The organism is Fictibacillus enclensis, assembly GCF_030123385.1.
In the GTDB taxonomy this organism is placed as follows: Bacteria; Bacillota; Bacilli; order Bacillales; family Fictibacillaceae; genus Fictibacillus_C; species Fictibacillus_C enclensis.
On sequence record NZ_CP126109.1, the window covers coordinates 3,396,378 to 3,422,346 of the forward strand.

Sequence of the window (25,969 nt, forward strand, 5' to 3'; positions counted from 1 at the left end):
AAAAGAAGATTCCTCCGATATTAAAATTGGAGGGGAGCAAAATGAATATGTCCATTCGAAACAGAGTCAGAACCATGCTATTGATCAGTTTGTGCGGATCGCTTGTCATGACCATCTTTATGGCAGCCTATATTTGGCTGAACGGAAAAATGGATGCAGAAAAAGACCAGCTGCAGCAAAACAGCATCCAAAGCAAGGAAATTTACAGCGAATTATCAGCCATCCGAAAGAAGGAGCAAGAATATTTAAGAACGCCTTCTACAGAAAAAGCCAGCGAAATTGATTCTTCTGTTCTTACATTGCAAAAGAAAGTAAAAAATTATTCGAAGAAAGCCAACAATTCTTCCGTAAAAAACGAATACAAAAGTATTCTTGATAAAATCGGTCAATACAAAACAGCGTTTACTTCTACTTCAGCGATGACCGTACAAATTATGGAACTAAAAAAATTGATGTCCGATACATCAGCGGACTTTGAAAAAAGAGTGAAAGATTTAAAGGATGAAAAGCTGTACAACCGCTTCTTGATCATGAGCACATATGAAAAAGAATTCTATTTAGAATTGAATGACGAAAATATCACCAAATTTGAGGAGGCTGCCCAATCCTTCGAAAATCAGCTTGACCAGACTTCCCTTTCCCAGAAGGAAAAAGACGACTTCAAAACCAAACTGCTGAAATATACATCATCTGCAGGTAATATTCAAAACGTGTCCAAACAAATCAAGGGAATTAACGCTGAATTTGAAACGATCGCCGACAAGGTGGATGTTTCCATCATGACAATCGAAAAATCAAACGATCAAAAACGGGCCCAGCTTGCAAACCAGCAGTCAGGATTAAAATCCTTGCTCACCTGGCTCATGATTGGGATGGCAGTTGTGATTATTGCCGGTCTCAGCTTTGCCGGAGTCTGGCTGACCCGTTCGATCGTCCGTTCCATTTCATTGCTTAAAGAAGGGGCCACAATTATCGGAAATGGAAACCTGGATTACCGTGTAAAGGTGACGACCAATGATGAAATGGGTGCTCTGGCTGAAACCTTTAACGGAATGGCTGAAAAAATGCAGCGGTCGCTCAGTGAGGTACAAAAAGCTTCTGAGCAATTGGCAGCTTCATCACAGCATCTCGCCGCCATTTCCGAAGAGACAACGGCTCAGACTGAAGAAGTTTCAGAAGCTGCACAACAGGTATCTCTCGGGGCGCAGAATCAGGCAGACCATTTACACGAAAGCACCGAGCTGCTGAATGAGGTAACCGAGGCCATCGAGGCAACAGCTGCTTTCAGCGAACAAATCGCTGATGATACATTGCGTGCAGAAGAAGATGGAAAATCGGGTATGGAAACGGTCCAGCAGCTCAATCATCATTCTGAAAAGTTTATTGCTCTCGCCAACAACCTTATTGCCCAAATTCAGCAAGCGAGCGAACAATCAAAACAGATACAGCCGATTGTTCATACCATTCAGGAGATTACGAGAAGTACCGATCTGCTTGCACTCAATGCGGCCATCGAGTCTGCAAGAGCCGGAGAAGCCGGCAGGGGATTTGGCGTCGTTGCCGCCGAAGTCCGTAAGCTTGCGGAACGCTCAAAGAATGAAGCGGAACAAATACAGAATCTGGTTAAAATGATGGCAAAGCAAATGGAAAACCTCACCCAGGAAGCCGCAAGTTTTCAAGAATATCGAAATGAACAGCTGCAATCCGTGTCCATGACCCGAGAGGCATTTGAATCAATCGTTACAAATGTAACTGCGATTCACAGCAAAATCAGCCGTATTCAGCAATCGATTCAACATGTGGGAGCGGCCAATGTGGGACTTTCAGAAAAACTCCATAAAGTGAGCGCCATCTCACAGGAGTCCGTCGCAACAAGCGAGCAGGTCAGCGAATCAAGCATCCATCATAAACAAGCCATTAATGAGGTGAACGACGCTGCCAATGAACTTCAGGAAATCGCCCTTAACCTGCAAAACGAAGTTCAGCAGTTTCATCTCGGAGAAACTCATTCAAAGCGTTCAAACGAGACGACTGACGCTCTCCATGACGGCTTGCTTGAAGCCTCAGCATCTATGGACGAAGAAGGAGCTGCTTCCTAGAATCCCCAAACAAAAACCCCAAATGAAAAAGCTCCCCGAAAGGAGCTTTTTTCATTTCTATCACTTTTGAAATTTATATTGTCCATAGAGGAGCTTGACGATGTGCATGAACATCTCATCCCGTGCCAGCTCGCCATTTGTCAAAACACCGATCGCCCCTGCTTTTTTTCGAATATCTTTGTCGGATGTAAAACCGGCCATCACTTCTCCCAGTTCACTTCCCTTTCGTATATGAGCAGCGATCTCATCGGGCAGAGGAATCTTTGCCCCGCTCGCAACGACCAGGTGGCCGTCCTGATCAGCCAGTGCTCCCCAGTTGCAAAGATAAAGCGTTCCTTCCATATCAGTAACGCCGCCTTCGAGGCCGAATCCAAGCTCCGCTCCTTTTTCTACACACGCTTTTGCACGGTTAACTGCGCCAAGCCGTGTTTCCTCGTCAGATAAAGGCTGCGGGGATACACCTGAAGGAACGTCCAATGGCTGGACAGGCTCGTTTACCATTTGTTCCACTGCTTTTACTTTCGCAGGATTCGCGGAACCAATTGCATATTTCATTTAATCACCTACCAAATCTCAGTCGTTCAGGATGCTATCCAGCATGGATTGGTCTGTCGTTTTAACAAGCTGGATCAGCAATTCTTTAGCCGCGGCATAGTCATCCACATGAACAATGGAAGCATGAGTGTGAATATAGCGGGAACAGATGCCCACAACAGCAGATGGAACGCCTTTTCCTGAAAGATGAACACTGCCCGCGTCCGTGCCGCCCGGAGAAACAAAATATTGATAAGGAATGTTGTGTGTTTCGGCGGTATCCAGAATAAATTCGCGCAGATTTTTATTCGTAATCATCGTTCGGTCCAGAATCCGAAGCAACGTCCCTTTCCCAAGATGTCCAAATTCATTTTCATTTCCCGTCATGTCGTTAGCCGGGCTTGCATCCAGGGCATAAAAAATATCGGGTTCAATCAAATTGGCCGCCGTTTTTGAACCTCTCAAGCCAGCTTCTTCCTGAACAGTTGCTCCAGAATAAAGCTGGTTTGGCAGCTTCACATCTTTTAATTCCTTTAGAAGCTCAATGGCCAGTCCAACACCATACCGGTTATCCCATGCTTTTGCCATAATCATTTTGGGATTCGCCATAGGGGTAAACGGACAAATCGGAACAATTTGCTGTCCCGGACGAATGCCGAACATCTCTGCATCCTGTCTGCCGTCAGCTCCGATATCAATATACATATGCTTGATGTCCATTGGCCGCTTTCGTTGATCTTCACCTAAAAGATGCGGCGGAACTGAACCGATAACACCAATCACCGGACCGTGATCTGTAATAATCTGAACTCTTTGGGCAAGCAAGACCTGACTCCACCAGCCGCCAAGTGTTTCAAAATGAATCATGCCATTCCGGGTAATACGGGTCACCATAAATCCAACCTCATCCATGTGGCCGGCAACCATCACTTTTGGACCTTCTCCATGTCTGACTCCAAAAATGCTGCCCATTCCGTCCTGAATGATTTCATCACTAAACTGCTCAATTTCTTTTCGTACAAATTTACGGACGTCATGCTCAAATCCCGGTGCACCGGGAAGCTCTGTTAATGTTTTAAACAATTGCAATGTATCAGTATTCATTGGTTCTCCTTTCAAAAAACGGATATATGTAATACCCCTATTGTACCGCTGGCAATCAAAATTTACCAACCTTCAATAGGGGACAGTTCTTATTATTTGTATGGAATTGGATCTTTTGCGCCCGCTTCCTCAAATCCTTTTAAGCGGAGCTTGCAGCTGTCACATTCGCCGCATGCTTCTTCTTCTCCGTTGTAACAGGAAGTGGTTAAATGATAAGGCACCTCAAGTTCCAGTCCTTTTTGAATGGTTTCCTTTTTTGTCAAATGCATAAGCGGAGCACAGATGGCAATTTGCTCTCCGGTCGTGCCGGCTTTTGTTGCAAGATTAATCGTTTCGTTCATACTTTTGATAAATTCAGGCCGGCAATCAGGATAACCGCTGTAATCGACAGCAGACACGCCAATAAAGACGGCCTCCGCACCTATTACTTCCGCATAGGCGCTTGCCAGAGATAAAAAGATCATGTTGCGGGCCGGAACATAGGTCGACGGTATCTCTTCCTTGTCTTCTTTTTCCGTTGGAACATCGATTGAAGCGTCCGTAAGAGCACTGCCTCCAATTTGGTTCAGGAAAGCAATGTCCACAATGCGGTGTTCCTTTACTTCAAAATACTCAGCAACTTTTTTTGCCTGATTCACTTCACGGCTGTGTCTTTGGCCATAGTTAAAGGTCAAAGGATAGAGTTCATACCCTTCATGTTTTGCAATTCCCATGCAGGTCGTACTGTCAAGCCCTCCACTTAAAACAATCACTGCTTTTTTCATGTTTATACCCCTCTTTTCTCCGGATCCCAGATGATTTTATGAAGCTGCATGCTGACTTTGACATCTGACATGCGTGCGCTTAATACTTTGTTTACCAGTTTTTCAGGAGGCATGGTCTCCCAGACCGGACTGAATAAGGCCAGACCTTGTTTGTGATGCTGCTCCAGTACTGACGAAGCAATGTCAAAATCCTCGTCAGTTCCAATCACGAATTTAATCTCATCATGCGACTTCAAAAAAACAAAGTTTTCATGAATCATGCGGTCCATTTCACCGGAAGCAGGCAGCTTGTAATCCATAACGAATCGTACTTTACTACTCAGCACCGGGTCGCTTTCACGCAAAAGCTGAAAGGGTTTCAGAGCAATCGCTCCGTTGGTTTCCACATGAATATCCTCAATTCGTTCGATGCCCGCCATTGCCTTTAAAAGAGCAGCGGACTTTTCTCTGTGAATTAACGGTTCCCCGCCGGTAAAACAGATGCGCTTAGAGGCGAACGTGTTAATGCGTTCAATAATCTCCTCAATTGTTGCTTCAAATTCAGGTTTGGCCGGAGCATAACTGTACGGTGTATCACACCAGGTGCATCGCAAATTGCAATGAAACACGCGGACAAAAATGGTTGGAAAACCTGCAGCCATTCCCTCTCCTTCAATGGTTTCAAAAATTTCAACCATGGGAAGCTTCCATTGGGAGTACACATCAGATGAAGGAAGCTCAAAGTGATTCGTCATGTTCCATCCACTCCCTTTTCATGGTTGCATAACTAGTTGGTGTTTCGTAAAGTACGATTTCCTCTAGGCGGAAGCCTTTTTCTTTCCATTGATAATCGTCCAGTTTTTGATCGAACTCTTCCCAGATCCATACAATCATATTTTCTGCGGTCGTGTTCATTGGCGGCAGCACATCATTTAAATAACGATGATCCAGCCTGCTTTCGATCGCCTCTTTATAAATTTTCTTTATATCCCCAAAATCCATGGAAATGCCAACCGGATCTACAAACCCACTGATGGTCAGGACCAGCCTGTACGTATGGCCGTGCAGGTTCTTGCACTTTCCTTCATAGCAATGGAGATGATGTGCCGCATCAAAAGTAAATTCTTTTGTTACAGCTACCCGCTTATGATGGTATTTCAGCTTTTCGCGCTGAATATCTTCATCTATTTTTTGCACCTTTTTTGGAATTTCGAATTCCATTTATCTTCAACATCCTTCCAAGAACATGAAAAAAACCATAAAAAAGCTCCCTGTCAACAAACGTATCGGGAGAGAGTGAAAGGTTTATGGTTTTCCACGCTCCCTAGTTTTTTTTAATGAGGGGCGGGAATTTCGAACCCTCGTACTAACGCTTTTTTAGCATAGCAAAAACACCCCGAAATACGCAAGCTGCTATTACGCCTGACAGCTGGGTGCCTGTTTTTTGTTCATGGGTTTATTTCTGTTATACTGTATGGGAAAAGCTCACACAAAAAAGGAGATGCTGAACATGAAAGCAAGCAAATGGATTCTTGCCGGAGTTGCAGGATTTGCGGCAGGATATGTCGCTGCGAAACGTTTACCGCAGACATTGACTCCTGAAAAAGCATTAAACCTCGTTAAAGACCAGACCAGGGATGAATTTATGATCACCGGTTCCTGGATCAATGTTCATCCAGAAGAGGTTAAGCGTTTCGGGCTTCCCTACACCGTATATAAAGGAGGTCTGTCAAGCAGACTTCATTCCAAATTGACACAATACGATTTCACGATTGATGCAAAAACCGGGAGTATACTTGATATTTCAAAACATGGAGAAAAAGTGGCTGCTACCGTATAAAGCACCATAAAAAAACACCGCTTGAGCAAGCGGTGTTTTCTTTTTAGTTAAATTCCTTGGTGTGATTGTACAAGTTGTTTTTAATTTTGAATTTTGTAGTAAGGTACTGTCCTTTTTCCCAAATGGTAAGAAGATATAAAGGTACAAGCAATACTAGAGCAAGTAGCAGAAGAACAACCACATAATCCATTTTGGTTCCTGTCTCGCTTTCATGGTCTTTCTTGTACTTTTGAAGCTCCGGACCGGCCTTGGCCACTTCCTGTTCAGTCAGCATCTTATTGTCTTTTGGATTGTAGAAAACAATTTCTTTGTGCGTGAAAGAAAAGATATTGTCTCTCTTTGTTTTGTAGGATCCCATGCCGACAACAATTTCTGACGTATTCAGCTTCTTGTCCTCATTGGGCACCGTTTGAACATCACTGATTTCAATGCTGCCTTTTTTGTAATCATAGTGAGCATCTTTTAATCCTTTTTCAATAGCTGCTTTCATTTCTGCAGTTGCTCCAGCAGCGGAAGCAATCGAAGCAAAGGAAAAAACAAGAGTAAAAACGGAAAATAGTGCAAAAATCTTCTTTTTCATAAATAATCCTCCTTGCTTTCAGTCCTAATCTCTTCCATCATATCATAGATCTCCTTATTGTTTACCCACTTGAATCTGGAAATAATGTGACGAAAATTTGACAACGTTAAAGATTCGTCGTTCGCTTAATGCTTTCTGAAATCGCCCCCTCCACATTCCATTTCACCGCCCGGTACACAGCATCGTGATAAAAAAAGTACCAGGTATCCGGCTTGATCCATTTTTGCTTTTCATAAATGGAGGTCATTGGATAATCATCATAAGCCAGCACCCACAGGGGATTTTTGTGGGCATGAGTTGGCATAATATCACCTAAATGATACACCGTCTGCCCGTCCGTATGTATTTCGATAATACTGTGACCATCGCTATGCCCGCCGGTATGGACCATTTTTATTCCATTAATAGGTTCAAATGTTTCGCTAAATGTGCATACCTGAGATTCAATCGGTTTCCAGTTTTCTTCCCAATACGTGTTTCGGGAGCGGATATTCGGGTTCTTCAATTCCTCCCATTCAATCGCAGAGGTATGTATGGCAGCGTTTTCAAAAACAGAAACGAATTCTTCCCCATTTTTCCGGGTTAGTCCTGAAGCATGATCGAAGTGCATATGCGTCATTAAAACCATATCGATATCCTTCACAGTCAATCCAAGCTCATTCAAGCTTGTTTCGATCGATGCCTCTTCATGTACGCCATAATTTCTTTTTTGCTTTTCGCTTAATTTGCCGCTGCCGATTCCAGCTTCAATCAGAATATTTTTTCCAAACCCCTGGACCAGGATCGGCTCGGTTCTCAACTCAATCTGATTCAATTCATTGGGCGCATACTTTTTGCTCCACAGCGGTTTGGGGACGACTCCGAACATGGCGCCTCCGTCCATATGAGTGACACCGCCATCCAGCCAGGTTAATGTGAGACCTCCTATTTTCCATTGATCCATTCCTTCACACTCCTTTAGCAGTAGTAACAATAGTCTGAATTTAGTTTACCATACTTTGTATTTCCCGTCCGACAACATTTTTAGACAAATTTTCAGTGGTTAATTTCGTTCCAGGTCGCTCGCTTTCCGCAGGCGGGCGCTGAGCCTGACCGGCGTTAACGCCTACTTGACCGGCGTTAACGCCTACTTGACCGGCGTTAACGCCTACTTGACCGGCGTTAACGCCTACTTCCTCGTCGCAAGCTCCTGCGGTAACGACGCAAGCGCCTCATTGGTCTCATCTGTCCCGCTTTTCCTGCTGGAGTCTCGCACCTTGCACTCCATCAACCGTCAATGAGGAAATACAAAATTCAAACAACAAAAAACCCGGCAACGTGGCCCGGGTTAGTTCTTTGACCGGAATTGGGCTTCTGTGCGATAGATCCTGAAGCCTTTGGAAGAGAATTTTTCTTCATATTCCGTCATAATATTTCCTTCATAATCACTATTGTGCAAATCAAGCCAAACCTGATTTAAAACCATGCCGTATTTTGAAAAGCTGTGAAGCGAGTATTCAAACAGCCCCTGGTTGTCGGTTTTAAAATGGATTTCGCCGTTTTCCCCAAGTATGGTTTCAAATATGGCGAGAAAAAATTCATGAGTCAAACGGCGTTTTTCATGCTTGTTTTTCGGCCATGGATCAGAAAAGTTCAGATACACCCTGTCCACTTCGCCCGGCTCAAAAAAGTCAGTCAGCTTTTGTGCATTTTCACGGATGATTTTAACGTTTCCGATGTCTTCTACAACGATTTTTTCCAATGCAGAAACGATAATGCTATCGTAAATTTCCATTCCAATATAATTAATGTCCGGGTGGGCTTTTCCCATACCCGTGACAAATTGCCCTTTGCCTGTTCCCGCTTCAATATGGATAGGATTGTTATTTCCAAAGTACTCGTGCCATCTGCCTTTTAATTCGGCAGGATTTTGGGCAACAATTGCGGGGTACTCTTGAAGCTTTTCTTTTGCCCACGGTTTAAAACGCTGACGCATTATAATCTTCCTTTCTTAACTCAGTGCCAGTTCATAACTCCGACATTTTACCATGAAGTATATAAAAAGAGATAGCCGCACCCTGCTGGTTTTCCTTCCAAAAAAAAGAACTCTAACCGAGTTCAGCCATGGATAAATTCAGGGGTTTTCCATACCCTATATTTACTTGGATCACCCACTAAAAAAAGGATGTGAACAACATGCCTCTTGATTATACTCATCAGTTAACACTGCTTCGTGATATACTTCAGGATCACCATACGGACTGCAATGGCACCCCACAGGAATGTGCCCAATTAGAACGCCTGGCCAATCATCTCATGCAGCATGGAAGTGTGAACAGTGACGTAAAAAACGTACTTGGACTGATCAACACCTACAGCCATGATGGCTCTACCCATGAAAATCTGCAACAGCATATAACGGATCACAAGATGCATATTGAAACCTGGCTCAATACCATTCAGGCTCCCCAGGGCTGACCATTAAACACATGGATTCCCCGGGCAATAAATGGAAAAAATGTCGTAACTTTAATTGATATAGTAGCTTTCTCTCAAAATTTGTTTTAAAAAATTATACCAGTACTCTTTTTCGGCATTTTGCTTTCGCTGTCCATGCCAGAAAACAGACTGGATGGTTTGAGCGACAATGTACCAGTGCATTCTCCGCTGAAGGTCAACTGTCAATTCAACGCCATAGACAGAAAGCCACTGCGCCCAATTGTCCCGCGGGATATACCAATACAACAATAATCCGAGATCCAGTGCAGGATCGGCAATCATCGCTCCATCCCAATCAATCAGGAAAAGCTCATTCGTTTCGCTCACCATCCAGTTGTTATGATTCACGTCACAGTGACAGACAACTTTTTTATCATGATGAATCACGTTTTTCTGCATCTTCAAATAAGAAACAGCTTCTTTGATTTTAGGCGGGCATTCCTGCTCCGATTGGATATTGGTTTCAATCTCATCAATAATCAGTTCCGGAGTAAGCGGCTTTTTTCCCAAACGCTTTAACATATCAAGCAGTTCAGAAGAACCGTGTATTCTGCCAAGGAGTCTTCCGACGGCATCGTTATTCATTTCCGAAGCCTTTAGTTCCCTGCCGTTCAGCCATTTTTGGGCGGTAATGACATCTCCGTTGCCCAATCTCTTTGTCCATAACAATTTCGGAACAATTCCCTCCGCAGAGAGTACTGCAAGAAAAGGTGATGAATTGCGCTTTAGAAAAAGGGTCTGATCTTCATATTTAGCTTGGTATGCTTCTCCTGTTGCTCCTCCGGCAGGCATGATTTGCCAGCCTTTGCCTAGTATATGTTCCAAAACGTTCACCTTCAATCTCATGCGGAAAATTATGTCCTTATATATATCGGTCGATTCCCATGTTTACCGTACACCATTTTATAAAAACCTCTACGAATACATTATTTTAACACAGCTCTATGAAAATTCGTACATATTTATGTGACATCCTGCCTTTTCACAGGTTTTTACAACGAATCCTGTACGGCCATTGTAAATCCAAGAGGAGGCAGTAACAGCTTTCCTGCTTCGGTCTCGTACAGACCATCCTCTTTTACTTCCATGTCTTCTGCGATTACCCGCCATTTTTCCGGCTCAGGAAGAGATACATTTTTTTCTTCAAGATGACCATTGAACAATAAAACAATATCCTGCCATGTGTCCATCTCTTCCACGCTTTTAAGGATAACCCCGAACACACCATCAGGCAGTTCCCCAAGCAGGGACACATGGGCCGCAATGTCTGCTGGATGATCCATTCGAAAGGCCGGATGACGCTGTCTAATCCGGATCAGCTCCTGCACGTATTGAACATCTGCAGCAAATTTCGCCCGCCGTTCCCAATCCAGACGGTTGATCAGATCTCCCGACCGATAGCTGTTTCCATCGCCTTGCTTTGTACGGAAAAATTCTTGCCCCGCATGGATAAAAGGGACTCCCTGCGAAAAAAGAGCCAGTGCAGTTCCCAGCAAATGGCGCCTGCGGAGAACGGATTCGTCCTCTTGGGGATGGAGGATCTTAAGACGGTCCCATAAGGTATGGTTGTCATGACACTCAATATAATTGATGCTTTGGCCTGGAGTTTTAAACAGTCCATGATCGCCGCTGTTGCCGGAAACATTCTCAAACAGTCCACCCAGCATAGCCGCATTCCCGTTGATAAACCCGCCCTGGGCTTCATTAAAAATGTTGCCTTTCACGTGATCACGGAAACGGTCATTAAAAAAAGAGATGCCAGGCATTCGTACAGCAGAATCAATACAGGCTTTTTGGTCTTCATCAAGCCAAGTGTCCATCTTCCATCCTTCCCCTAGCAGGAAAATGGACGGATCTTCAGAAGACAGCTTTGTAAACAGGAGGTTCATTGTATCAATATCATGGATGCCCATCAAATCAAACCGAAAGCCATCCACTTGATATTCGCTTTTCCAATAAAGAACCGAATCCAGCATAAATTTTCTCATCATGTATCGTTCTGAGGCGGTATCATTTCCCACACCCGTGCCATTAACCGGATTCCCGCCATAATCGAACCTGAAATAATAGCCGGGAACAATTTTTTCAAAATCAGAGGTTTCACGGATAAAAACATGATTATACACGACGTCCATAATCACACGCAGCCCTTTATTATGGAGGGCAGCAATGAGCGTTTTAAATTCTCTGATCCTGGTAACCGGATCAGTCGGGTCCGTGGCATAAGATCCTTCGGGTACATTGAAATGCAAGGGGTCATAACCCCAATTATACTCGGTGTCAGCCTTTAATTCATCAATGCTGCCATAATCGTTCACAGGCAAAATCTGCACATGGGTTATACCCAGTGATGATAAATAGTCCAGCCCTGTGCTGAACGGTCCGGAGCCTGTAGTCCCGCTTTCCGTAAATCCCATAAACTTTCCTTTATATTGTATTCCGCTTAACGGATGAATGGAAAAATCCCTGACGTGAACTTCGTAGATCAAGCTGTCGGTCTTTTTAATAGGAGGAAGCATTGCCGTTTCGTCCCACCCCGGCGGATGGGTTTTATCCATATCCACAATGACTCCCCTTGTTCCATTCACCGTAACGCCTTTCGCATACGGATCCACCGCTTCATTCACACTGTGATTTACACGGACGAGAAAGGTATATTCATGCAGATGATGATCCCCTTCAAGCTCCGCGGACCAAACACCCTTCTCCTCCCTGTTCATGGGATATTCAAAAGCTGTGCTTGAACTGGTAAACAGTTTTAAACGGACAGAGGAAGCAGTTGGAGCCCATAGCTTGAATATGGTCCGTTCCGGTGAATATGCGGCTCCCAAATCACACTTATCGTAGGCAAATAATTCATCGAACTCTTTGGTCCTTACAACAGCACCCGTTTTCAGGGGAATCCTGCTGCCGTCCGGGCAAACCACCCAATAATCACGGTAAAGAGGTATTTTTTGATCGAGCACCATATGAAAAAGAAGACGATCCTCCAGCCGTTGCTCCGAGATTTTTTTGAGCGGGTAAACCTTTTCATTATCCGTCACGTCAAAGTGGGCTTCCCTTGATACCTCAGTAAATATCACGAGCGTAATCATCGTGAAGGTATCCAGATAAGCTTCAATTTGATCTGTATTAATCATTCTCTTTTCCGTATCCAGTATACTGCACCCCCAGTTTCAACCATGGCTTCATTAAACAATCCCAGCGTTTATGTATTGCCTGCTCATGATTGTTATTTACCTTTAAACGAGCCTGTTTGAAACCATTCTCTCTTACTTATTTTATCCAAAGATATAGAAAACAGAATTGGCTTTTTGAAACTTTATATGGGAACTACATTTTTATGGTCAGCATGGAAGGCAGCACACTGCAATCCACAGGCGTAGAGCCAATGACTTCCCCGTCGGCCTGTACAGTGAGGGGAGTATGGCTGACAATGCTGAGATTGGTGCCGGTGAGCATCGTAACCCCTTTTTTATTTGTGTGGCGACCGTAAAAAACAGTAAGAAAAAGAAACAGCAAATGCAAAGGACTCAGATTATGTACAATACAGATATCCAGTTTTCCGTCATAAGGCAAAGCCGATGGACAGATTTTCATCCCGCCCCCATAATAGGGCAGATTGCCGGCTGCAATCAGCCAGACCGATGTAAACTCATGGGTTCTGCCATCAACCTTCACCATTACATCCACAGGACGGTAGGTAAAAAGCAGCCGCATCGTACTGATCGTATAGGCGAGACCCCCGAGTCCGAACCGCTGCAGCCAATCTTTATACCAGGAGGCGTTCGTCAGTTTGGTTACTTCCCCATCAAATCCAATTCCCGCAACACTGACAAATCTTCTTTGGAATCTTCCTATACCTGCACTCTGCAAACATCCAACATCTATTTTCCGCACGTTGGTTCTGGAGCTTAAAAGGTGTTTGATTAACAGGTCCAAACGTTCTTTTTTTCGTATACCAAGCCCGCGCATAATATCATTGCCGGAACCGCAGGGCAAAAACCCAACCGGTATATCCTTTTTGTGAAGCCCGTTAATCACCTCATGAATGGTACCGTCTCCACCCACCGTAATAATGGCCTCCGCCTGCTCGCCGTGGATGCTGTGGACCGTTTCCGCAAGCTTTTGGGCGTGTCCTTTACCTTCCGTAAAAAAAGAGCGGTAAGGTACTCCTTCTGCTGCAAGGATTTCCTTTACCGCATTCCAGATTTTTCTGGCTTTTTTGCTTTTTGAATTAATAATAAAAAAGTAACCTTTTTTCATGAATCATTACGGTCCCCTTTTAGAGGAATTTTTTCTATCACCTGATATTTTGGAACTTTGTCCAAATGAGTTTCGTAAAGAACGATATCTTTCACATCAAAAGACTGTCCAGCCAGTGAAGCAAGCTCTTGCCCGTCAAACTCTTCATTTATGGTAGTCTCAGTGTCCTTCCACCGTTTGGCCAGGGTAATGTGTGGAGAATAAACCCTTGATTCGAGCGTAAATCCTGCTTGTTCGCAGGAGGTATGCACCTTTTTTTGCAGTTCGATCAAGGCCGGCTCCTTTTTTACACCGAGCCAGAAAATACGTGGCTGCTGTTTTTTTCCAAAAAAACCGGAAGTGGAAAGAGTCAGCGAAAAAGCAGGACTTTCCAGCAGCTCCCGATGCAACATTTCTCTCAGCGAATTCAGTTTTGTTATGTCTGCCTGTCCAAGAAAAGACAGGGTCATATGAAGATCCTCCGGATGAACCCACTGTTTAAAAGGAACCTTATCTTTTAACAGAAGGGTAACATCATGAATGGCATTTTTTATATGTACAGGCAGAGGAACCGCCGCAAAAACATGTCTGTTCAAATGGTACCATCTCCATTATAAGGAATTAATTTAATTTTACCAAAAAGAAGGGTCAGAAACCCCAATAAGCCGGAAGATTTTCAATTAAAAGCTTCATTTGATATACTTTTAATCATAAACAGTAAAAGACAGGGATGTGTGCAAATCAATGAAAGTTGTTCAAAACATCGCGGACTTGATCGGTGATACCCCTCTTGTCCGTTTAAACCGTCTGCCCGATCCTGAAGGAGCAGCCGTTTATGTAAAACTCGAATTCTTTAATCCAAGCCGAAGCCTGAAGGACAGGGCTGCGTATAATATGCTGGCTCAAGCTGAACAATCCGGCCAGTTAAAACCCGGGGATACAATCATCGAGCCGACCTCCGGCAACACAGGAATCGGCTTGGCCATGAATGCAGCTGCCAGAGGATATAAGGCGATCATTGTGATGCCGGACACCATGACAGCTGAACGAATCAATCTTTTGAAAGCCTATGGAGCGAAAGTTGTTCTTACTCCTGGTGATGAAAAGATGCCAGGAGCGATCAACAAAGCGAAGGAACTGCTGGCAGCCAATCCGGATACAAGCTTCATGCCGATGCAGTTTGAAAATGAAGCCAACCCAGATGCACACCGCACCACAACCGCCGTTGAAATCATTGAGGCTATGAAAGAACTCGATAAGCCGCTAAGCGCGTTTATTGCTCCAGCAGGCACAGGCGGTACGATTACAGGTACTGGCGAACCGTTAAAAAAGGCTTTTCCTGAAATGACCGTGCATGTGGTTGAGCCTGCGGGATCGCCTGTACTATCCGGAGGCAAGCCTGGAAAACATAAACTTGTGGGAACCAGCCCTGGTTTTATCCCTTCCATTCTCAATCAGAAGGTGTACGATGAAATTATCAGGGTAGAAGATGAACCGGCCTATACAGCTGTGAGAAGGCTTGCGGCTGAGGAAGGCATTTTGGTCGGCCCTTCATCCGGAGCTGCCGTTCACGGAGCCATCGAGGTGGCTAAAAAACTTTCCAAGGATGATATTGTCGTTTGCATGACATGTGATTCAGGAGAACGCTATCTGTCCTCTGATTTGTTTCAATTTTAATATACTCAGCGAAGGTGGCTCTCATCCGCAGCAATCGGGTAAGGACCACCTTTTTTTGCTTTATTTAGCCAGTTCATAAATAGCCTCTGCATAGATAGCCGCAGCGCTGAACAAATCTTCCAAAAACATATATTCATCCTTCTGGTGGGCAACGTCTTCCCTTCCGGGGAACAGGGCACCAAACGCTACTCCTGCTTCAAGCGATCTGGCGTACGTTCCTCCCCCTATGGCAATCGGTTTTCCGGAATGCCCCGTTTGTTCTTCATATACTTTTTTCAGCGTTTGAACGACGGTATGCTGTTCATCCACAAAATGAGGGGTCGTGTGCTTGGTGACGTCAATCGTAAACCCTTCTCTTTCCGCCAATTTTCCGAGAATCTCCATTACCGTATTACCAGAGTGTGTTACCGGATACCGGATATTGAGTCCTAAAGAACCCCCATCTTCCTTGTGATAGTTAAACACACCAGGATTAACGGTCAGCATCCCGCTCACTTCATCTTCCACCTTGATGCCTAATTTTTCTCCCGAGCTGTCCATCAGGTGTTCTTTTATAAAATGAAGGAATGACAAACCTTGGTGATCCAAAGAAAGCTGAGACAGAAAACTCGCGAGCATGATCCCAGCATTCACGCCAAATTCAGGTGTGCTGCCATGGGCGGACTTTCCTGTCAGATAAAAACGCTGCACGTCTCCTTCTTCCTCTATTCCACCCGTTAAGTGGTTTTCATTCAAAAAGTCCTGAAAACGGTCCTCCCATTTTTCTGCCGTTATCAGATGAGCTTCGGCCCGGTCTGGAACCATATTTAAGCGTAAACCCGACTGAAAGGATTGTAAAACAGCCTCTGACTCCTCCCCCTTAGTGACCACTTCTTGTTTCATCGTTACATTCATCATGCCCTTTTCTGCATGAATGATTGGAAAATCCGCATCAGGAGCAAAGCCAGCCGCAGGCATTTCTTCATGCTTAAAATAATGGTCGACACATCTCCACTGGCTTTCTTCGTCTGTTCCAAGAATCAGCCTTACGCGCTTTGATAAAGGGAGATTTAATTCCTTAATGATTTTCATCCCATACCATGCCGCCATCGTGGGGCCTTTGTCATCGATGGCTCCTCTGGCAAAAATTTTGCCGTCCTTGATTTCTCCGCCATAAGGATCCACCGTCCACCCGTCGCCTTCAGGAACAACATCCAAATGCCCGAGAACTCCAATCAGTTCCTCCCCGGCCCCCATTTCAATATGGCCAGCATATCCATCCACATTTTTGACAGCCATCCCCGCGTCTTCGCCGAGCGATAGCATATATTCCAAAGCTGCAGCGATATCAGGACCAAATGGCGCATTCTTGGTTGCATTCCCTTCATCCAAAACACTTCTGATTTGAAGAAGTCCCTGTGAATCGTTCAGAAAAGAATCTTTTCTTTTCTCAACTTCGATTTTCCAATCTATATGGTTCATGTTATGATTCACCTTTCTTCTGGATATATATGTATGTTTCACCATTTCCGGATGGTACATCCTGATCATGATCAAAACCTTCTTCTATTTTAGCCGATTGAGTCGAAAAGGTGAAAATTTTATAAAATTGTTCGGAAAAGAGCCGACTTGTTTGCTTTTTTCAAAAAAATGAAGTATAATATCGCGTAAATAGGAGGTGTGGTTGTTATATTCGTACAAATGAATGCCTGTTTTTGCAACTGAAACAGTGGCCATTCTATGCTGCAAAGCCGCCAATCATCCGAGATATAGAGAAACATGATACTTAAGATCATGGCCAAGCAGCGAAGAACCAGAAAGTGGAGTCTTCGCTTTTTATGTTCATTCTCGTATTTAAAGAAAACTTAAACAATTCATCATAATAAATTAAAGAACTGCCACTATAATTTATTATGAACAACAATACTGTATAGGGAGTGGTTTTTTGAGTCCTTCAACTAACCGTATGTTGAACCGTGTAAAATCCATGTATCTTTTTATCAAAAAGAAAGGGACTGTTACAACACGAGAATTGGTTGAAGAATTTGGAACTACGCAGCGTACGATCCAAAGAGACTTAAATGTTTTGGCGTATAACAACCTGGTGACAAGCCCCAGCCGCGGATTGTGGCAGGCAACTTCTAAAAAAGTAAAAGTTTCTTAAGCAAGAAAAGATTTTCTTGCTTCCATAAGTTAACCCCTGCCTCGCATTGGACAGGGGTTTTTGTTTTCTGATTTAAAACAGTGGCTGGATTTCATCCTTTGTATTCACCAGATGATCTTTGAGTTCAGGTTCTACAATCCATTTCTCCTCTGCCCAGTGAGGTTCTCCTGCAATAGGCAAATACTTGTTGCCTTCTCCCATCAGCTTTGACCAAAAGCCTTCGGTCATTTCAAGAGCCACTGCTTTCTTGGCAATGGTATCAAAGATCAGATCATGAATTTTCCCGATTTTATCTCCTTCAGTGGTTTCCACGGTCCATCCCTTAAATATGGTGGATTCCAAACATTCTTCCGGTTCATCCAATTGGCGTTCGTTCCCTTGATAGACGATATCCTCATCCAATGAAACAATTTCATGCCAAGGAATATAATACGTTTCTTTGATCCTTGTTTTTGTGGTAACAGGATAGCCTGTTCCGCTTATTGGTGTACTCTGTGAGCCAATCCCGCTTGTCGCTGCCTGCATGTCCAGGACACTCCTGTCTACAGCATCAAATGACTTATCATTTCCCGGGTCCGCAGGCACGGCTTCTTCAAACGTAAGGTAGCACAGTGAAAAGTCATATTTATTTAGAAGAATGCCATTTAATTCAATATTATCTTCATTCGCTTCGGCATGCCGTACTTTTTTATCGAGTAAATCTGTTCCTTTTATTAGCATGAAACATTCCTCCTTTTGGAGGCTTTACCCCAATATCAGTCAGAAAAAACCTTTCCATCCTGCAGTTTGTTTAATTCATCATCCGTCAGCTCTCTGTATTCCCCCAATTTCAATCCCTTATCAAGGTCAAGTCCCCCCATCCGGATTCGTTTCAGGTAGGTTACTTTTTTTCCGACCGCCTCAAACATCCTTTTCACCTGATGAAATTTGCCTTCGGTAATCGTAAGCCGGATTTCGGAATGTTCTCCTGATTGAAGAATGACAAGAGTTCCTGGCTTGGTGTGATAGCCATCCTCAAGCGTTACACCTTGTTTAAACGCATCCACATCTTCTTGCGTAACACAGCCGTCTATTTTTGCAAAATAGGTTTTAGGTACATGCTTTTTTGGGGATAAAAGCGAGTGGGACAATTGTCCGTCATTCGTAAGTATGAGCAGCCCTTCTGTATCTTTATCCAGCCGCCCTACTGGAAATGGAGAAAGAATCCTGTCTTTCTCTTCCAGAAGATCAATTACCGTCTGCAGAGCATGATCCTCCGTTGCAGAAATGACTCCCGGCGGCTTGTTCATCATCAGATAGATGGTTTCCTGATAAACCACTTCCTCACCATGAACGGTAACCTTCTGCACGTTCGGATCCACTTTTGTTTTGCTGTCTTTTACAACCGCTTCATCCACTTTAATAACACCTGATTTCAATAATTGCTTTACTTCTTTCCGGCTTCCAAAGCCCATATTGGCTAACAATTTATCAATACGCATCATGGCGCGACCTCATTTCTGTTCATAAGTATATTTTCCTATATAATTTCAAAATTTTGCTTTATAATTATGAAACGCGGGTATTTTAGTACTATAGGAGGAGATTATGTGATGAAGCGGAAAATTGGCCTGCTGGCTACTGCCAGAAAAAAACTGCACCATCCCGCAACTGCGATCGAATTATACATAAGCCCACTGTTTGTAAAATCGGTTCATTATGCCAAGGAACATTACGATGCGTTTTATTTTTACAGTGCAAAAGAAGGGTTTCTCACTCAGGATGAGCGGATTGAGCCCTATAATGTTTCCATCAAAAATTTTTCATCGAAGGAAAAGCAGGAATGGGCAAGAAAGGTCATCGATGAACTGCTCACGCATGAAAAACCGGAAGAAACCACGGTTTTCCTCCATGGCGGCTGGGTATATCGGGAACATCTCCAGCCTGCACTCACCCGTGCGGGATACCAATTTGAGGTTCCCCTGCAAGGATACAGCATTGGCAACCAGTTAAAGTGGTATGATGAACAAAACGAAGCTTCAAAGTGAATCCGGCGTTTTACACGCGATTTGCCAAGCCATCATTGCAGAAAGAAGGTCCTTTCAAAGGACCTTCTTTTTATGTGGCTTTTTGATTTTTTCGTTTCAGGAACTTGAATCTCTGGCCAAGCACAAGGCCAATCAGCCCCGAACGGTAAGAGAGGAAGAAATAAACAAGTCCTCCCGAAATAATGCCTGCAGTGAGCACCACTACGCCTCTTGCTTTTGTATACACGCCATCAAAAGAGTGTTCGATCGGCGCTTTTACGAGGTAAACGACAAGGGCCATTGCCAAACCAAAAGCAAGGATCAAGATGGAACGGCGAATGACCCACTTATATGAAAATTCACCGTATTTCTTAATAACATACAGGTTGATTAAAATCGAAACCGTATAGCCAATATTAGTGGCAATGATGGAGCCGATCCCCTGCCACAAAAGAACGAGGGGAATGTTCAATGACAACTTAAACAGTATTCCTACAAGCATGCTGAAAAGCGCAAATTTTTGGCGGTTAAGCCCCTGCATAATGGCTGCTGTTACAGTGAACATGGCAAACCAGATGCCAGACAAGGAATACCACTCGAGAATCTGTCCTCCCAGCTTGATGTCCCCCAGGGTAAAGAGAGTTCCATACGCCGGATAAGCTAAAACCGAAAGCCCGATGGCCGCCGGCACCGTCAGGAACAAGGTGATTTGGAAGGACTGGGTGATCTGTTTGTTCAAGGTTTCTCTGTCATCTTCAGTATAAGACTTCGTGATCACCGGGATCAGCGTCAGCGCAAAGGCGGTGGCAAGCGACACCGGAATCATGACCAGCTGGTGGGAAGTCTGGGTTACCATCGCAAACACGGCTTCTGCTTTTTTTAAGCTGTACCCCGCATTTTGCAGTGTACTGACCACGGTAAACTGATCAATATTTTTATAAAGCGGAATGGCAAGTCCAACCGCTACAAATGGAACGGCATACGAGACGATTTCCTTATAGATCGCAGGCAGCGACACCGTGGACTCCACCTTTGATTCTGCATACAGTTTTTTCAGATACGGCCGTCTGCGGTTCCAGTACCAGAGCAGAACAAGCAAACCGCCGACTGCACCGACAGTTGCCGCAAACGTAGCCAGTCCCACAGCGGTTGTTAAATCACCATGCATCACTTTAATGACAATATAGCTGGCAATCAAAATAAACAAAATACGGACAATCTGTTCAATGACCTGCGAAACCGCCGTAGGTCCCATGGATTGAAATCCTTGAAAATATCCCCTGATCAAACTCATGGAAGGAACAAAAATCAAGGCGGTGCTTACCATTCGGATGACAAACGTGATATCCTCGACCGAATTTCCGACACCATCATGTTTTCCCAGGATATTTGAAGCCAGGCCGGGAGCCATTAAGTACAGAATAAGAAAAGCCATACAGCCGGTGGCCGTCATAATCCAAAGTCCCGATTTTAATAATCTTCTTCCGGTTTCATAGTCACCGAGCGTATTGTACTTCGATACGAACTTTGAAACCGCCAGCGGAACTCCCATCGTTGCGATGCTTAATAGCACCGTATAGGGATTATAGGCATACCCATATAACGCAAGCCCCTTCGTGCCGACAAGCGCATTGAAAGGGATAATGTATAGCATTCCGATAAACTTTGAAAAAAATGTTGCTGCTGTTAAAATTAACGTTCCTCGCAATAACCGAGACATGAATCCATCTCCTACTATTAAATGCTGCAACCAGGCAATTTTTATGTGTTCTCTTAAAACAACATTAGTATTGTAACACAAGCAATCAAATGAAACAGAATTTTTAATTTGATAAAATTTGTGGTATCTTTTTGAATGTATCAAATGAACGTGTTTTGAAGACCTGGTTGAAAAGCCAGGCAGAAAAGGAAGCAGGTGCAAAAATGAAATATGATGTGGTTGTCATCGGCGGAGGGCCTTCAGGACTTATGGCCTCAGTCGCAGCAGCATCAAAGGGCAGAAAAGTGCTGCTCATCGATAAAGGGGACAAGCTTGGCAGAAAGCTGGCTATTTCAGGCGGAGGACGGTGCAACGTCACCAACAGGCTGCCCATTGAGGAAATCATTAAACACATTCCCGGAAACGGGCGTTTTTTATACAGTGCGTTTTCCATCTTTAATAACGAGAATATCATTTCTTTTTTTGAGGGACTGGGCATAGCGTTAAAAGAAGAAGACAATGGAAGAATGTTTCCTGTCAGCAATAAGGCCGGCGATGTGGTTGCGGCATTGTTACAGAGAATTGAATCCCTCGGTGTGAAAATCTGGACCAACTCTCCCGTCGAAACCATTAACTATACCGAAGAGGCGGTAAAAGAAATCGTTTTGAAAAACGGCACCATCATTCCCGCCAAGTCAGTGATCATTGCCGTCGGAGGAAAATCGGTACCGCATACAGGATCAACCGGAGATGGCTATGCCTGGGCAAAAAAAGCCGGTCACACCATCACCGAACTTTATCCGACTGAGGTTCCCATCACCTCTTCTGAACCTTTTATTAAATCAAAAACTTTGCAGGGCCTTTCACTGCGCCAGGCGGAGCTGTCTGTCTGGAATCCAAAGGGCAAGCTGATCAAATCACATAAAGGGGATATGATCTTTACCCACTTCGGCATTTCAGGACCCGCTGTTCTCAGGTCCAGCCAATATGTAGTAAAAGCTCTCAAAAAATTTAATACGAAAACCATTTCGATGAGTGTTGATGCCTTTCCTGACCTGAACGAGGAAGAACTGTTTCAACAAGTAAACAACCTATTGAAAAATGATCCGAAAAAGGCCATTAAGAATGTCTTAAAAGGGTTGGTTCCCGAACGGTATCTTTTGTTTTTGCTGGAAAAAGCAGAAATCCCGCTTGAGATAACGGGTGAGCATCTGAACAAGCAAAGTCTTCGCAAGTTCACTTCACTCCTTAAACGTTTTCCATTGGAAGTTAACGGAACACTCTCCATTGAAAAAGCCTTTGTTACTGGCGGAGGCGTATCGATTAAGGAAATCGAGCCAAAAAGTATGGCTTCCAAAAAGAAAAAGGGATTGTATTTCTGTGGAGAAGTACTCGACCTTCACGGGTATACCGGAGGATACAACATTACTGTTGCTTTTGTTACCGGGCACCTGGCGGGAACGAACGCCGCCGTGTTATAAAATCAGTAAGGCTGAGAGGAAGTGAAAACACTTGCCTCTCAGCCTTTTTGTTTACTCGCTATAGATTACCAGGATGGAATAGGAGTATATGGTCGGTTCCTCTTCTGCTCTCAGACTGTCACTGATAGAAACCTGGTACTTAACATCTTTGATTTTGGATTCAGGAATATTCTCCAGAAAAGCATTAACCGCTTCTTCCAGGTCTTCTTCATGTTCTTCATCAAATAATTTGATCTTTAACATACCCCACCTCCTGTCTAAGTAATTCCCTCCCGGTTTCGTCGAATCCTTTGTAAAAATCCCACTAGTTTTGCAGTTTAAAACAATCCATAAAAAAACCCGGCTGCGCATTTTGACAGCCAGGTCTTAATTTATTCGGAATCTCTTTCATAAGCCAGCATGCCGCCGACCATGTTTTTTACTTTATATCCATGATCCTGAAGGAAGTAAGATACGTTCACACTTCGATTCCCGGAACGGCAGATGATGATATGCTCTTCGTCCGGATTTATCTCATCCAATCGATCAGGGATCTCCATCATCTTGATGTGTTTCGCTTCAGGAATCTTTCCCGCAGCGATTTCCTCATCCTCACGAACATCAATGAGGGAGATGGCCTCACCCTTTTTCAGCTTAGCTTTCACCTCTTCAGGAGTAATCGTTTCAATATGATCTGTCAATTCATTTCACCTCTTTGCGGATTAATTGGCAACGATATTCACGAGCTTGCCTGGAACTGCAATGACTTTGCGGACTGTTTTCCCTTCAATGCTGCTTTGAACCGCGTCACTGTCCATTGCTGCCTGCTCCATGTCTTCCCGTGTAATGTCAGCTGGTACGCTGAGCTTAGCTTTTACTTTACCGTTTATCTGTACTACAATCTCGACCTCTTTATCCACCAATTTGGCTTCATCCCATACCGGCCAAGCTTCATAGGCAATGGTTCCGCTGTGGCCAAGCTTTTCCCAAAGCTCTTCCGTGATGTGTGGAGCAATTGGAGAAAGAAGCTTCACAAAGCCTTCCATCGCGTACTTCGGAAGAACCTTTTGCTTGTTGGCTTCGTTCACGAACACCATCAATTGAGAAATACCAGTGTTAAACCGAAGTCCTTCAAAGTCCTCCGTTATCTTTTTCACGGTCTGATGATAAACCCGCTCAAAGGTATCTGTTCCCTGCTCCTCTGTGATTGCAGGATTAAGCTCTCCGTTATCTGCGACAAACAGGCGCCACACACGGTCAAGGAAACGGCGGGATCCGTCAAGCCCCGTCGTGCTCCATGCGATAGAGGCATCGAGCGGTCCCATGAACATCTCGTACATACGGAGAGTATCTGCACCGTGCGAGGCGACGATTTCATCCGGGTTCACTACATTGCCTTTGGACTTGCTCATTTTTTCATTGTTCTCGCCAAGAATCATTCCCTGGTTGAACAACCGCTGAAACGGCTCTTTTGTCGAAACAATGCCAAGATCATAAAGCACCTTATGCCAAAAACGGGCATAGAGCAAGTGAAGAACCGCATGTTCTGCACCGCCGATATAAATATCAACCGGCAGCCAGTGCTGAATTTTCTTAGGATCGGCAATCATTTCGCTGTTTTTTGGATCGATGTACCTTAAATAGTACCAGCAGCTTCCTGCCCATTGCGGCATTGTATTGGTTTCGCGGCGTCCTTTTTTGCCGGTTTCTGGATCCACTACATTCACCCATTCTGATACGTTGGCGAGCGGGGATTCTCCTGTACCTGATGGCTTGATTTCTTCCACCACAGGCAGTTGCAAAGGAAGTTCTTCTTCAGGAACGTGAGTCATTGTTCCGTCTTCCCACAGAATGATCGGGATCGGCTCACCCCAATAGCGCTGGCGGGAGAACAGCCAGTCACGCAAACGGTACGTGATTTTCTTTTCGCCCTTTTTATTTTCTTCGAGCCAGCTGTTGATTTTATTGATGGCTTCCTCTTTATCCAGACCGTCCAGGAAGTTGGAATTCACATGCTTTCCGTCGCCGGCATAAGCTTCTTTGCTCACATCTCCGCCTTCTACAACCTCGATGATCGGCAATTCAAATTTCATCGCAAATTCATGATCGCGCTCGTCATGTCCCGGTACGGCCATAATGGCACCCGTGCCATAAGTCGCCAGCACATAGTCGGCGATCCAGATTGGCACCCGTTTGCCATTAACTGGATTGACCGCATAAGCACCGGTAAAGACACCTGTTTTTTCCTTGGAAAGCTCGGTGCGTTCAAGGTCAGACTTAGTAGCCACTTCATTTTTGTATTGCTCGACAGCCTGCTTTTGGGCTTCTGTAGTAATCTCATTGACATATGCATGCTCAGGAGCAAGCACAAGATAGGTCGCTCCGAACAAGGTGTCCGGACGTGTTGTAAACACGGTTACTTGCTTGTCATATCCGTCAATTTCAAAATGAACTTCAGCACCTTCCGAACGGCCGATCCAGTTGCGCTGCATTTCTTTCAGACTTTCCGGCCAATCCAGCTCTTCCAAATCTTCAAGAAGGCGATCGGCATAGGCTGTAATCTTCAGCATCCACTGTCTCATCGGTTTCCTGACAACCGGATGGCCTCCGCGTTCGCTTTTTCCATCGATGACTTCTTCGTTCGCAAGGACTGTCCCCAGTGCCTCACACCAGTTCACAGGTACTTCGTCAACATACGCCAATCCTTTTTTATACAGCTGGATAAAAATCCATTGGGTCCACTTGTAATACTCCGGATCAGTCGTGTTGACTTCACGGTCCCAGTCATAGGAGAAGCCAAGTTCTTTGATCTGTCTGCGGAAGGTATTTATGTTCTTTTCGGTGAACTCAGCCGGATCATTTCCTGTATCAAGTGCATACTGCTCGGCCGGCAAGCCGAATGCGTCCCACCCCATAGGGTGCAGTACATTGTAATCCTGCATACGCTTCATGCGTGAAAGGATGTCAGTGGCTGTATAGCCTTCCGGATGACCAACGTGAAGTCCGGCACCGGACGGATAAGGAAACATATCCAGGGCGTAAAATTTCTTTTTTGAGTAATCCTCTTCGGTCTTAAATGTTTTTTTGTTTTCCCAATATTGCTGCCATTTCGGCTCGATCTTTCGATGATCGTAATGCATACTGTCTTTTCCTCCCTGTTACTATCATTCACCCTTTAAAGTAATAAAGACAAAATAAAAAACCTTCCGCCCCTAAAACTCATTCAGGGACGAAAGGTTGTGTATACTTATTAACCTGCCGCGGTACCACCCACATTAGCGTGCAAACGTGCCACGCTCTCTCATTGGACCCTTAACGCGGGTTGCACGACAGAAGCTACAAATGTTCACTTCCGCAACTA

General features: G+C 44.4%; 26 protein-coding genes and 1 other annotated feature (1 of these 27 running past the window's edge). Of the genes, 7 read left to right on the forward strand and 19 right to left on the reverse strand.

Annotated elements, in window-relative coordinates:
• The first annotated feature begins 41 nt into the window (after nucleotides 1-41).
• Nucleotides 42-2,099: a methyl-accepting chemotaxis protein gene (locus QNH15_RS17785; protein WP_283889540.1), complete on the forward strand. Its 2,058-nt coding sequence runs from the start codon at nucleotides 42-44 to the stop codon at nucleotides 2,097-2,099.
• 60 nt (nucleotides 2,100-2,159) lie between these two features.
• Here QNH15_RS17785 and QNH15_RS17790 read toward each other — a convergent pair whose 3' ends face one another.
• The 5 genes from QNH15_RS17790 to queD form a co-directional block, all read right to left on the reverse strand.
• Nucleotides 2,160-2,654 (reverse strand): DUF84 family protein, encoded by a 495-nt coding sequence (locus tag QNH15_RS17790; RefSeq protein ID WP_283889541.1) that lies wholly within the window; start codon nucleotides 2,652-2,654, stop codon nucleotides 2,160-2,162.
• Between the two features lie 18 nt (nucleotides 2,655-2,672).
• Nucleotides 2,673-3,737 carry a M42 family metallopeptidase gene (locus QNH15_RS17795; protein ID WP_283889542.1) on the reverse strand — a complete coding sequence of 355 codons (1,065 nt, stop codon included), beginning with the start codon at nucleotides 3,735-3,737 and terminating at the stop codon, nucleotides 2,673-2,675.
• 92 nt (nucleotides 3,738-3,829) lie between these two features.
• Nucleotides 3,830-4,501, reverse strand: a complete 672-nt coding sequence (gene queC, locus QNH15_RS17800; protein ID WP_129480238.1) for a 7-cyano-7-deazaguanine synthase QueC — start codon at nucleotides 4,499-4,501, stop codon at nucleotides 3,830-3,832.
• A gap of 2 nt (nucleotides 4,502-4,503) precedes the next feature.
• Entirely contained in the window at nucleotides 4,504-5,235 is a 732-nt protein-coding gene (locus tag QNH15_RS17805; protein ID WP_283889543.1) for a 7-carboxy-7-deazaguanine synthase QueE, read from the reverse strand.
• Complete coding sequence (queD, locus tag QNH15_RS17810; RefSeq protein WP_283889544.1) at nucleotides 5,219-5,701, reverse strand: 6-carboxytetrahydropterin synthase QueD; 483 nt, start codon at nucleotides 5,699-5,701, stop codon at nucleotides 5,219-5,221. Before queD ends, QNH15_RS17805 begins: the two co-directional genes overlap by 17 nt.
• Nucleotides 5,702-5,990: 289 nt before the next feature.
• Here queD and QNH15_RS17815 point away from each other — a divergent pair, with 289 nt between their 5' ends.
• A complete protein-coding gene (locus QNH15_RS17815) occupies nucleotides 5,991-6,320 on the forward strand; it encodes a PepSY domain-containing protein (protein ID WP_283889545.1) in 330 nt (109 codons plus the stop codon).
• 43 nt (nucleotides 6,321-6,363) lie between these two features.
• Here QNH15_RS17815 and QNH15_RS17820 read toward each other — a convergent pair whose 3' ends face one another.
• The 3 genes from QNH15_RS17820 to trmB all read right to left on the reverse strand — a co-directional run bounded on the left by QNH15_RS17820 (nucleotide 6,364) and on the right by trmB (nucleotide 8,875).
• Entirely contained in the window at nucleotides 6,364-6,900 is a 537-nt protein-coding gene (locus QNH15_RS17820; protein WP_061972446.1) for a hypothetical protein, read from the reverse strand.
• A gap of 106 nt (nucleotides 6,901-7,006) precedes the next feature.
• Nucleotides 7,007-7,843 carry a YtnP family quorum-quenching lactonase gene (locus tag QNH15_RS17825; protein ID WP_283889546.1) on the reverse strand — a complete coding sequence of 279 codons (837 nt, stop codon included), beginning with the start codon at nucleotides 7,841-7,843 and terminating at the stop codon, nucleotides 7,007-7,009.
• Between the two features lie 384 nt (nucleotides 7,844-8,227).
• Nucleotides 8,228-8,875: a tRNA (guanosine(46)-N7)-methyltransferase TrmB gene (trmB, locus tag QNH15_RS17830; protein WP_283889547.1), complete on the reverse strand. Its 648-nt coding sequence runs from the start codon at nucleotides 8,873-8,875 to the stop codon at nucleotides 8,228-8,230.
• 200 nt (nucleotides 8,876-9,075) lie between these two features.
• Between trmB and QNH15_RS17835 the strand changes: the two genes are divergently transcribed.
• Nucleotides 9,076-9,357: a YtzH-like family protein gene (locus QNH15_RS17835; RefSeq protein ID WP_061972443.1), complete on the forward strand. Its 282-nt coding sequence runs from the start codon at nucleotides 9,076-9,078 to the stop codon at nucleotides 9,355-9,357.
• Between the two features lie 51 nt (nucleotides 9,358-9,408).
• Here the strand turns inward: QNH15_RS17835 and QNH15_RS17840 are convergent, their stop codons facing one another.
• From QNH15_RS17840 to thpR, 4 genes are all read right to left on the reverse strand, one after another.
• Nucleotides 9,409-10,203 carry a phosphotransferase family protein gene (locus QNH15_RS17840; protein WP_061972442.1) on the reverse strand — a complete coding sequence of 265 codons (795 nt, stop codon included), beginning with the start codon at nucleotides 10,201-10,203 and terminating at the stop codon, nucleotides 9,409-9,411.
• Nucleotides 10,204-10,370: 167 nt separating this feature from the next.
• Nucleotides 10,371-12,518 carry a type I pullulanase gene (gene pulA / locus QNH15_RS17845; RefSeq protein WP_283889548.1) on the reverse strand — a complete coding sequence of 716 codons (2,148 nt, stop codon included), beginning with the start codon at nucleotides 12,516-12,518 and terminating at the stop codon, nucleotides 10,371-10,373.
• 193 nt (nucleotides 12,519-12,711) lie between these two features.
• Nucleotides 12,712-13,644, reverse strand: coding sequence for a diacylglycerol/lipid kinase family protein (locus QNH15_RS17850; RefSeq protein WP_283889549.1), 933 nt, complete (start codon nucleotides 13,642-13,644; stop codon nucleotides 12,712-12,714).
• Nucleotides 13,641-14,219: an RNA 2',3'-cyclic phosphodiesterase gene (thpR, locus tag QNH15_RS17855; protein ID WP_283889550.1), complete on the reverse strand. Its 579-nt coding sequence runs from the start codon at nucleotides 14,217-14,219 to the stop codon at nucleotides 13,641-13,643. Before thpR ends, QNH15_RS17850 begins: the two co-directional genes overlap by 4 nt.
• 148 nt (nucleotides 14,220-14,367) lie before the next feature.
• Between thpR and cysK the strand changes: the two genes are divergently transcribed.
• Nucleotides 14,368-15,300: a cysteine synthase A gene (gene cysK, locus QNH15_RS17860; RefSeq protein ID WP_283889551.1), complete on the forward strand. Its 933-nt coding sequence runs from the start codon at nucleotides 14,368-14,370 to the stop codon at nucleotides 15,298-15,300.
• Nucleotides 15,301-15,360: 60 nt separating this feature from the next.
• Here cysK and pepV read toward each other — a convergent pair whose 3' ends face one another.
• Entirely contained in the window at nucleotides 15,361-16,761 is a 1,401-nt protein-coding gene (pepV, locus tag QNH15_RS17865; RefSeq protein ID WP_283889552.1) for a dipeptidase PepV, read from the reverse strand.
• Nucleotides 16,762-17,224: 463 nt separating this feature from the next.
• Here pepV and QNH15_RS17870 point away from each other — a divergent pair, with 463 nt between their 5' ends.
• The gene (locus tag QNH15_RS17870; protein WP_074440559.1) at nucleotides 17,225-17,443 is read left to right on the forward strand and encodes a DeoR family transcriptional regulator; all 219 of its coding nucleotides are present in this window, start codon (nucleotides 17,225-17,227) and stop codon (nucleotides 17,441-17,443) included.
• Nucleotides 17,444-17,515: 72 nt separating this feature from the next.
• Here QNH15_RS17870 and QNH15_RS17875 read toward each other — a convergent pair whose 3' ends face one another.
• The gene (locus QNH15_RS17875) at nucleotides 17,516-18,163 is read right to left on the reverse strand and encodes a PRC-barrel domain-containing protein (protein WP_061972436.1); all 648 of its coding nucleotides are present in this window, start codon (nucleotides 18,161-18,163) and stop codon (nucleotides 17,516-17,518) included.
• A gap of 35 nt (nucleotides 18,164-18,198) precedes the next feature.
• Nucleotides 18,199-18,927 carry a pseudouridine synthase gene (locus QNH15_RS17880; RefSeq protein ID WP_283889553.1) on the reverse strand — a complete coding sequence of 243 codons (729 nt, stop codon included), beginning with the start codon at nucleotides 18,925-18,927 and terminating at the stop codon, nucleotides 18,199-18,201.
• Between the two features lie 108 nt (nucleotides 18,928-19,035).
• Here QNH15_RS17880 and QNH15_RS17885 point away from each other — a divergent pair, with 108 nt between their 5' ends.
• On the forward strand, nucleotides 19,036-19,470 hold the full coding sequence (locus QNH15_RS17885; RefSeq protein ID WP_347343384.1) for a DUF6884 domain-containing protein: 435 nt from the start codon (nucleotides 19,036-19,038) through the stop codon (nucleotides 19,468-19,470).
• Between the two features lie 70 nt (nucleotides 19,471-19,540).
• On the opposite strand, the gene QNH15_RS17890 is transcribed toward QNH15_RS17885, so the two are convergent.
• On the reverse strand, nucleotides 19,541-21,169 hold the full coding sequence (locus QNH15_RS17890) for a putative polysaccharide biosynthesis protein (protein ID WP_283889555.1): 1,629 nt from the start codon (nucleotides 21,167-21,169) through the stop codon (nucleotides 19,541-19,543).
• Nucleotides 21,170-21,372: 203 nt separating this feature from the next.
• On the opposite strand from QNH15_RS17890, the gene QNH15_RS17895 reads away from it, so the two are divergent.
• Nucleotides 21,373-22,629, forward strand: coding sequence for a BaiN/RdsA family NAD(P)/FAD-dependent oxidoreductase (locus QNH15_RS17895; RefSeq protein WP_283895631.1), 1,257 nt, complete (start codon nucleotides 21,373-21,375; stop codon nucleotides 22,627-22,629).
• 51 nt (nucleotides 22,630-22,680) lie between these two features.
• Here the strand turns inward: QNH15_RS17895 and QNH15_RS17900 are convergent, their stop codons facing one another.
• The 3 genes from QNH15_RS17900 to leuS all read right to left on the reverse strand — a co-directional run bounded on the left by QNH15_RS17900 (nucleotide 22,681) and on the right by leuS (nucleotide 25,748).
• Nucleotides 22,681-22,872, reverse strand: coding sequence for a sporulation protein Cse60 (locus tag QNH15_RS17900; protein WP_283889556.1), 192 nt, complete (start codon nucleotides 22,870-22,872; stop codon nucleotides 22,681-22,683).
• A 128-nt stretch (nucleotides 22,873-23,000) separates the two neighbouring features.
• Complete coding sequence (locus QNH15_RS17905; protein ID WP_283889557.1) at nucleotides 23,001-23,309, reverse strand: rhodanese-like domain-containing protein; 309 nt, start codon at nucleotides 23,307-23,309, stop codon at nucleotides 23,001-23,003.
• A 21-nt stretch (nucleotides 23,310-23,330) separates the two neighbouring features.
• Complete coding sequence (leuS, locus tag QNH15_RS17910; protein WP_283889558.1) at nucleotides 23,331-25,748, reverse strand: leucine--tRNA ligase; 2,418 nt, start codon at nucleotides 25,746-25,748, stop codon at nucleotides 23,331-23,333.
• Between the two features lie 82 nt (nucleotides 25,749-25,830).
• Nucleotides 25,831-25,969 (reverse strand) — a binding site (T-box leader); it runs 95 nt beyond the window's last position.